5 protein-coding genes are annotated in these 8,720 nt (G+C 58.0%); 4 read left to right on the top strand and 1 reads right to left on the bottom strand.

Going from position 1 to position 8,720, the window contains the following annotated elements; all coding sequences use genetic code 11:
- Nucleotides 1–133: 133 nt before the first annotated feature.
- The 4 genes from NA78x_RS24525 (at nt 134) to chrA (ending at nt 5,636) form a co-directional block, all read left to right on the top strand.
- Nucleotides 134–2,539, top strand: coding sequence for a HEAT repeat domain-containing protein (locus NA78x_RS24525; RefSeq protein ID WP_425615020.1), 2,406 nt, complete (start codon nt 134–136; stop codon nt 2,537–2,539).
- Between the two features lie 32 nt (nt 2,540–2,571).
- Nucleotides 2,572–3,246: an HD domain-containing protein gene (locus NA78x_RS24520; protein WP_425615019.1), complete on the top strand. Its 675-nt coding sequence runs from the start codon at nt 2,572–2,574 to the stop codon at nt 3,244–3,246.
- Nucleotides 3,247–3,400: 154 nt separating this feature from the next.
- Nucleotides 3,401–4,198, top strand: a complete 798-nt coding sequence (locus tag NA78x_RS24515; protein ID WP_425615018.1) for an SDR family NAD(P)-dependent oxidoreductase — start codon at nt 3,401–3,403, stop codon at nt 4,196–4,198.
- A gap of 4 nt (nt 4,199–4,202) precedes the next feature.
- A complete protein-coding gene (gene chrA, locus NA78x_RS24510; RefSeq protein ID WP_425615017.1) occupies nt 4,203–5,636 on the top strand; it encodes a chromate efflux transporter in 1,434 nt (477 codons plus the stop codon).
- Between the two features lie 55 nt (nt 5,637–5,691).
- Here the strand turns inward: chrA and NA78x_RS24505 are convergent, their stop codons facing one another.
- The gene (locus tag NA78x_RS24505; protein ID WP_425615016.1) at nt 5,692–8,700 is read right to left on the bottom strand and encodes a PVC-type heme-binding CxxCH protein; all 3,009 of its coding nucleotides are present in this window, start codon (nt 8,698–8,700) and stop codon (nt 5,692–5,694) included.
- Between the last annotated feature and the right edge of the window lie 20 nt (nt 8,701–8,720).

Here is an 8,720-nt window from a genome sequence, read left to right as displayed (position 1 = left end):
TCCTCTCGGTTAGTCATTTCGCATGAATCGTCGCCAGCGTAACGCCGAAACTTCAGAGACTGCTAGGTCGACGACTCGAACTGCTGTGCGCTCTCGACGACCGCTGTCACGCGCGTTTTGGATCTGGGTGTGTGTGGGTGCCATTAGTGTGATGGCAGGCGGCGCGCTCGCCGCCGATTGGTGGATCGGGTTGCCGCCAGACGCGCAAGCAACTTTCGTAGGTCGGCAGTCGTGCGTGGAATGCCATCAGCCCCAGGCCGAGCAGTTTGTTGGTTCGCACCACGATCTGGCCATGGACCGGGCAACATCGGAAACGGTGCTGGGCGACTTCAACGATGCAGAATTGACGCATCACGGCATCACTTCGCGCATGTTTCGCCGCGATGGCTTGTATTTCATCAACACCGAAGGGCCCGATGGCAAGCTGGCCGACTTCGAAATCAAGTACGTCTTTGGCGTTACTCCGCTGCAGCAATACATGGTCGAGTTTGATCGGCCCGAAGAATTGCCCGAGAACGAAATCGCCCGCCTGCAAGTGCTACGTGTTAGTTGGGACACACTGCAAAAGAAGTGGTTTCACCTCGACCCGCCAGATGTCAAAGAAAAACTCGATCCGAGTGACGTTCTGCACTGGACCGGCTTCGCGCAGTGCTGGAACCACATGTGCGCCGATTGCCACTCAACCAACCTGCAAAAGAACTACGATGTTGCCACCGGCATCTATCACACCACGTTCTCGGAGATTGATGTCAGCTGCGAAGCATGCCACGGTCCGGGCAGCTTGCACGTGCAACTAGCCACGGCAACGTCGCCGTTTTGGGACCGCCATCATGGCTTTGCTTTGGCAAAGCTGAAGGGTAGCGACAACCGCCCGCAGGTCGAGATGTGCGCGACATGCCACTCGCGGCGACGAGGTGTAAGCCCCGGACATCAGGCGGGCTGTGGCTACTACGACTACTTTGCGAACGAGTTGCTCCATACGAACATCTATCACGCTGACGGTCAGATTCAGGACGAAGTGTACGAGTACGGCTCCTTCATTCAGAGCAAGATGTTTCATAAAGGGATTCGCTGTTCGGATTGCCACAATCCCCACTCGGCCAAGCTGAAGTACGAAGGAAATAAGCTGTGCACCAGTTGCCACCAGCATCCGGCGGCTAAGTACGACAGCATTTCGCATCACCATCACAAAGAAGGTTCGGCCGGGGCCTCTTGCGTGGAATGTCACATGCCGTCGACCACTTACATGGAAGTCGATCCGCGGCGCGATCACAGCCTGCGCATTCCGCGGCCTGATCTCAGTGTGAAACTAGGGACCGGCAATGCGTGCACCGGCTGTCACCTGAAGCTAGATACCCAAACGGCTACGCTGCGCGAGCGGCCCGATTTGAAGACCTATCCCGATTGGCTGCGGGCCAGCGAGCGTGGCGAATCGCTCGTGAAAAACGAGCTCGGGCGAATCGATCGCTGGGCCGATGAACATATCGAAAAGTGGTTCGGCAATCAGCGCAAAAAAGAACCTCACTTCGCCGAAGCCTTGCACGCCGCACGTACCAGTTCTGTCGATGCCCAGCGACAACTGCTGGCGCTCCTGGAGAAGAAAACTCAGCCCGCCATTGCGCGGGCGACTGCGGCGCTTGAGATTCGCCAGTTTCTCAATCCGCAGGAAAGCATTGATGAAGGTGTTACTAAGGTGCTGGTGGGGCTGCTGAAAGATCCTGAGCCGCAAGTAAGAGCAGCAGCGGTCATCGCTTTGCAAGGTGCGTCCGATTCGTCCGTGCGTCAAGCTTTGGTTCCCATTCTCGATGATCCTTCTCGCTTGGTGCGTACCGAGGCAGCTCGTGTTTTGGCTCGCTTGCCAGACGATCAACTGCGTGGTGACAAGTTGCTGCGATTGCGCGAGGTCATTGCCGAGTTCGAGCAATCGGCAAAGATCATGAACGACCGTGCCGAAGGGCACTTGATGCTGGGTGTGCTCGCCGAAACTCGTGGCCGCCTGAGCGATGCCCAGCGGCATTATGAAACGGCCATCGGTGTGCAACCCAACGTGACGGGCCCCCGCGGGCAACTCGCCATGCTGCTCGAACGGCTGATCGAAGAAGCGCAAGAGACCGCACAGCGGGCTTCGCAGCAAGGCAACAAGCAGGCGATGGAAGAGGCACTCGCGCCGATTCCGTCACTTCATTTTGAGATGGAACGCCTACGTCAAGATGAGCTAAGCCTGATCGAGCGCGACGCTCGTCTGATTCCCGAAGAGCCCAACATGCAGCAACAACTGGGCTTTGCTCGACACACCCAAGGTTGGCGCAAAGAGGCTGCCCACGCCTTACTCGCCGCGTACGAACTCGACCCGCGATCGACCAACGCCGTCTATGCCCTGGCCATCTTCTATCGCGATACGGGTTGGCCCGAGAAGGCACTCGAGATCGTGGCGAAAGCCAACAAGCAACTCTCGGCGCCGGCTCACTTGCGCCAGCTGGAAGTGGAACTCAACGAGCAACTGCAGTTGAGTGGCTCTGCGGGCCCAGCGACGAAGTAACGATTCAAACCATCTGAAATGGAGTTCTCCGCATGCCTCAACCGCTCAGTTCGTGCGCCCAGTCCGATATTCTCGAAGCTACTGCCGAGCACATTCGCAAGTTGCTGACCGGCGATAGCTCGGGACACGACTTTTTCCACATCGAGCGAGTTTGGAAGACGGCGGTCGCCATCGGCAAGGGTGAGCGTGCCGATCTATTTGTGGTGGAGCTAGCCGCCCTGCTGCACGACATTGCCGATTGGAAGTTTCATGGTGGCGACGACGAAGCTGGTCCCAAAGCGGCCCGCGAGTGGATGATGGGACTCGGCGTGCCGAAAGAGACCATCGACCACGTCTGCGACATCATCGCCACGTTGTCATTCAAAGGAGCCGGCGTGGCGACTCCCATGAAGACCCTCGAAGGCAAGTGCGTCCAGGACGCGGACCGGCTCGATGCCATCGGCGCGGTCGGCATTGGTCGCGCGTTCGCCTATGGCGGTCACAAGGGACGCGAAATGTACGACCCGGCGGTACCGCCCACCCCGCACGACTCGTTTGGCTCGTACAAAAAGAACACCGGCCCCACGATCAACCACTTCTATGAAAAACTGCTGCTCCTCAAGGACCGGATGAACACGAATGTCGGCCGGCAACTAGCTGCCGAGCGACACCGGTTTATGGAACAGTTCCTTGAACAGTTTTTCGCGGAATGGAAGGGGGAAAGATGATTTGGTATTCAGCGACGATCTTGCGTTCCACATGCTGCAGTTGCCGAAGTTTCGGCCAGCGAGCCATAATGCAGGCACGAAGCATGCCCCGGAACTTCTAGCCCGCCTCCGCCGACGCGACAGCGATTTGCCCAACGAATAGACGACAAAAAACATGATCGATCTGAAAGGCCACTCTGCACTCATCACTGGTTCTACCAAGGGCGTGGGACGTTCGATTGCCGAAGCATTCGCGCGGGCTGGTGCCAACGTGGTGCTGCACGGCCGCAGTCGCGATCAGCATGCGGAAGAGGTCATCCAGAACTGCCTCGCTGCGGGAGTGAAGGCACAGTTCATCACGGGCGATCTGGCTGGGCCAACGATCGAAGCCGTCGATGCTCTGTTTGAGCAAGCCATTCAGGTGATGCCGGGCATCGATATTCTCGTGAACAATGCGGGTACTTACATCGACCTTCCCTTTCTCGAAATGGACTACGAAACCTGGGAGAAAACGTGGCGGCTGAATGTGTCGTCGGTCTATTTTCTCACGCAGCGATTCTCGCGGGGGTGGGTGGCCAATCGAGTTGCGGGGCGCGTGCTGATGATCGGCTCGATCAACGGTCGTCTCGCCGAACCGACCCATACTTGCTACGACTCGACAAAGGGAGCCATCGAAGCGATGGTGAAGTCCCTCTGCGTATCGCTTGCGCCGCAAGGGATTCGCGTCAACGGTCTCGCGCCAGGATTAGTGAGAACGCCGCTCACTTCCGTCATCGAGAGCGATCAGCGTTTTCGTCGTTGGATGGAATTGCACACGCCCAACGGTCAGGTCCCGCATAGCGATGTTTGTGGTGGTGCCGCCGTCTATCTGTGCAGCGATGTTGCCGAGCATGTTCACGGCCAGATGCTGCTCGTCGATGGCGGCATGAGCGCTTGGCAACAACCCGACATGCCTTCGGGCTGGCAGGGATAAGAAGTTGACACAGTCCCCAGGTGCTTCCGAAATTGCCGCAAACGAGCATCCCGCACGTATCACCTATTGGCAAGCCTTTCCCACTTGGTGCCGCATTGCCGGTCTCAGCTTTGGGGGACCGACGGCGCAGATTGCGGTGATGCATCGGATTCTGGTCGACGAAAAGAAGTGGGTGGGCGAAGCTCGCTTTCTGCACGCGCTCAACTTTTGCATGTTGCTGCCCGGGCCCGAGGCTCAGCAACTGGCCACCTACATCGGTTGGCTGATGCACGGCACGCGCGGCGCGCTCACGGCAGGCTTGCTGTTTATCTTGCCGGGGTTTGTTTCGATCCTGGCCCTCAGCATCGTGTATGTGCTGTATCAACAAGTACCAGCCGTCGATGCGGTTTTCTTTGGGTTGAAATCCGCGATACTCGCCGTGGTGCTACAAGCCGTCGTGCGGATCGGTTCACGAGTGCTGAAGACACGCGCGATGCTGTTGATCTCCGTGGCTGCATTCCTCGCCATCTTCTTTTTGCATGTACCGTTTCCGCTGGTGATTCTGGTCGCAGGCGCGGTCGGCTTGATCGGCCATCGACTGGCACCGACGTGGTTCCCGACGATGCAGCCTCATGGGAAGAAGGGAGCCGTGAGCGACGCAGACGATCTGAGAATTGAGAACGGCGAACAAGTAGACCCCACCGCACTCGCCGTGCGGGCAACCTGGTCGCGCACGTTGCTCGTGGCATCGCTTTGGCTGGCCATTTGGTGGCTCCCCATTGGCCTCGTCGCGTTACTCTTTGGCCGCGAAAGTGTCTTCGCGGTACAAGGGGTATTCTTCAGCAAGGCGGCGCTAGTCACGTTCGGCGGAGCCTATTCGGTGCTGACATACATCGCGCAAGAAGCCGTGCATCGCTATGGTTGGCTGAAGCCGGCCGAGATGCTCGATGGCTTGGGGCTTGCCGAGACAACACCCGGACCACTGATCATGGTCGTACAGTTCGTCGCATTTCTCGGAGCGTATAACAATCCGGGCGAACATCTTTCGCCGTTGGCTGCGGGAGTCCTCGGTTCGGTGGTCACTGTATGGGCGACGTTTGCGCCGTGCTTTCTGTACATCATAACCGCCGCTCCTTGGATCGAAACGCTGCGACGCAGTCAGGCGCTGAGCGCTGGACTCGCCGCAGTGACCGCAGCCGTTGTTGGAGTGGTGCTGAACCTGGCGATTTGGCTGGCAGTGCACACGCTGTTTCGCACGGTGCATGAGGCCAGCACCTCCATAGCAGGCATCAAGTTCCATTGGCTGGTGCCCGATTGGTCGTCACTTTCGTTCGGCACTCTGCTGTGCATGAGCGTGGCGCTAGTGCTGATTTTTGTCATCAAGCGAAGCGTGCTTTTCTCGCTCGCGATGACGGTTGCGGTTGGCTTGGCGTGGTATGCGGTACTCGGCACGCGGTAGCGCAAAAGCCAATGAACCACCGCCGCAGGGGCGGTGGCGTGAAAGGCAGATGAGTTTACTTTGGCGAGAGCGGTGTTTTGCCATCGAGATAGCGCCAGCCTTTGATGTAGGCGAGCAGGTCTGCCATGTCGGCGGGCGGGATGTTCTTTTCGAGGCCATCGGGCATGAGCGAAACGCCGGTGGCTTTGAGTTGCTCGATCTCCGTACGGGCAAGAGTCAGCGTTTTCCCGCCCGGTTGCTTGAGCGTGATCGAAGTGCTGGTTTCGGCGGCGAGCAGACCGCTGGCGATAGTGCCATCGGCAAGCAACACCTGGTAGCCGATGAAATTGCTATCGATGGCCCGGTTCGGCTGAATGATATCGGCGAGAATTTGCGCTGCCGTCTTGGTGCGCGAATCGCTGATGTCGGGCGCGACATTGACGCCGACTTCTCCCACGCGATGGCAGTTGCTGCAGTTCTTTTCGAACACCAGCTTGCCGCGATTGCCATCCGCCGCCAGCGCGAGCACAGGCTGATATTCCTCGAGTGCTTGCTGACGATTCGCCGGGTTGAGTGCCGCAAACAATTCCGCAGCTTGCTTCTTAATCTCCGCATCCTTGCTCTCCAGCAACTGCTTCCTTCTGAGCGGATCGATCTCCGCAGGCTGAATCACTCCCGCCGCCACTTGCTCCAGCAGCAACTTTGGTCCGTCAGCGCGGCGAAAGCTGTTGTCGATGAGAGCACGTTTGATCGGCAGCGTCGCGGAGTCGTATTGCTCTAGATACCGCTTCCACAATGGCGCCGTTTCGTTTCCGTGTTGAGCGATGGCAGCAACAATTGCAGCCTGCATTTCAGCAGATTGCTCCATGGAAAGAAATGTCTTTAGGTTTTCCCAGGAACTAGGAACGTATCCCAGCAGCCGGACTGCTGCCAACCGGACGTCTAAGGGTTGCAGTCCACTCTGCGCGAAAGTGAGCAGTTGGTCGTCAAACTTGGGGACTTCGTCGACGTGACTCTTGAGCGTTTCGAGAATCGCGTCAAATCGCTTTCCTCGAGACAACAGGCCCGTGGCGAGTGCATCGAGCAGGACGACACGCTTCGGCAACTCAACTCGTTCGCCAGGACTTGCGACCAGATACTTGAGTAACTTCACGGCGTCGAGGTCCGATCCTTGACTTCCAATCAGGCGAGCAATGTCGATCAACAGCACCGTGGATTGCATTCGGTTCGCACTGGCCGTCTCGAACAGTTGCAGCAGGTTGCGATGATGCCGCAGTAACAGAGCCGCATTCACCCAGCGGTTGTCACTTCCCGGTTCAGCCGCAGGAATCGTTGCAGGATCGACCCTGTCATCGAGCAGATTGTCGATGCGAGTGAGTTCGAGAAGCAGTGTTTGGAACTGCACCTCGGGCGGTTGTTTGACAGCCAGTTGCGACAGAACCTTGGGTTTCACCTTGTTAATCGCGAGTAACTCTTCCGCAACCATTAGCGCTTGCCGGCGAACCACCGGATTGGGATCGCGAAGCAAGGTTGTCGAAACATCGGAGTCAACTCGCTTGCTGGCCTGCAATGATCGCAGGTAGTGAACACGGGCCTCTGGCAAATCTGCCTTAGGAAGCACAATGTCGTCGTTCTTAGTTGACGAAAATGAATCGCTGGCCGCGCCGCTGGCAACATTCTCCAAGTGCAGTCGCTGCAGAGTTTCACGTGTCCAGGCGTTGCTTGCGTTGCTCAGGCCGTCGAACAATTGCTCGGAAGTGTTCAACTCTAAAGGGAGTGAAGCGAATTGCTTTCGAGCAGTTTCGCCCTTCGGCACGATCCTCCAAATCCTTCCCCGGTCATCTCCCAATCGTTGATCCGGCCGCTTCTTCAGTTCGTCGGGGACGAAGTCGGGGTGTTCGATCACGCAGCGGTACATGTCGACGATGTACAGGCAGCCATCGGGGGCGAGTTCCATGCTGACGGGGCGGAACCATTCGTCGGTGGAGGCAAGAAACTCTTTGTCGGGATAAGCCGGTTTGCTGGTGAACGAGGGGCCGTCGGGTTGCATGGTCTCGCGATGAACGAAGTTGCCCGTAGGGTCGCACGTGAACACACTATTAGTGCCCAGCGTCTTACGCAGCGTATCGCCGCGATAGACATGCACGCCGCAGGCAGCGGTGAAAGTTCCCGCGTGCAGGTTCGAAGTCGTCCACGCACGGCTGATCGGAAAGACCCTTGATTTCTCTGCGGCAGCAGCCACATCCTGCACGACTGCAGCGATGGGGATCTTGGGAGCCAGCTTGAGGTAGCGATCTTCGAGGACGACGTGAATCACCGGGTTGCGATTGGTGCAGGTGAAGCGATTGCCCCAATCGTCGAAGCACATGCCAAACTGACCGTTGCCAGAAATCGCTTCGGCCTTGCCAGTGAGAGGATCAAAACGGAAATCTCGCCCGCGCAGATCGATGGGCTTCTCGTCGGGCAAACGCTTGTTGACGACCACACCGCCGCGCAGGCCATTTGCGACGTACACATGATTGTCGAGTGCCAGGCGGGGATGATTGGCGCGTAATTGCGAATTCTGTTCAGCAAAACCGGTGAACCAGGTTTCGTCAACGTCAACTTTGCCATCGCCGTCATTGTCCTTCATCCACGCAATGCGCCCTGCGAGTGTCACAATCACGCCACCACGCCAGGGTTGCAATCCGGTGACAAAGGAAAGCTCGTCGGCGAAGGTCGTCGCGATTTCAAACCGGCCGTCGTGATCCCGATCTTCGAGCACACGAATGCGCGAAAGCGGCTTGCCGCCATCGGGCGGCCCGAGCGGGTAATCGCGCATTTCCGCCACCCACATTCGGCCCCGCTCGTCAAAGCGAATGGCTACCGGATCGATCACGTCTGGCTCTGCTGCGGCCAGTTCGATTGTCAGGTCAGCTTCAGCCAGCTGAAACGTGGCGAGTGATTCCGCGGGCGATAAAGGTTTCGAAACCGCCGCAGGTGCTGCGGTGTTAGATTCTGCAGGCTGACCGAAGGTCGCACTTAGGTGCAGCAGCACGAACATCCCAGCTAGCCAGCATTGACTGCAACGAGCAAACGGCGTCATTTTTTGGTCCCGTGTTTCCG

It is taken from the genome of Anatilimnocola aquadivae (assembly GCF_049819085.1).
Taxonomy (GTDB): Bacteria; Planctomycetota; Planctomycetia; order Pirellulales; family Pirellulaceae; genus Anatilimnocola.
The sequence above is the reverse complement of the archived record's forward strand: the minus strand, read 5'-3'. Positions and strand labels throughout refer to the sequence as shown.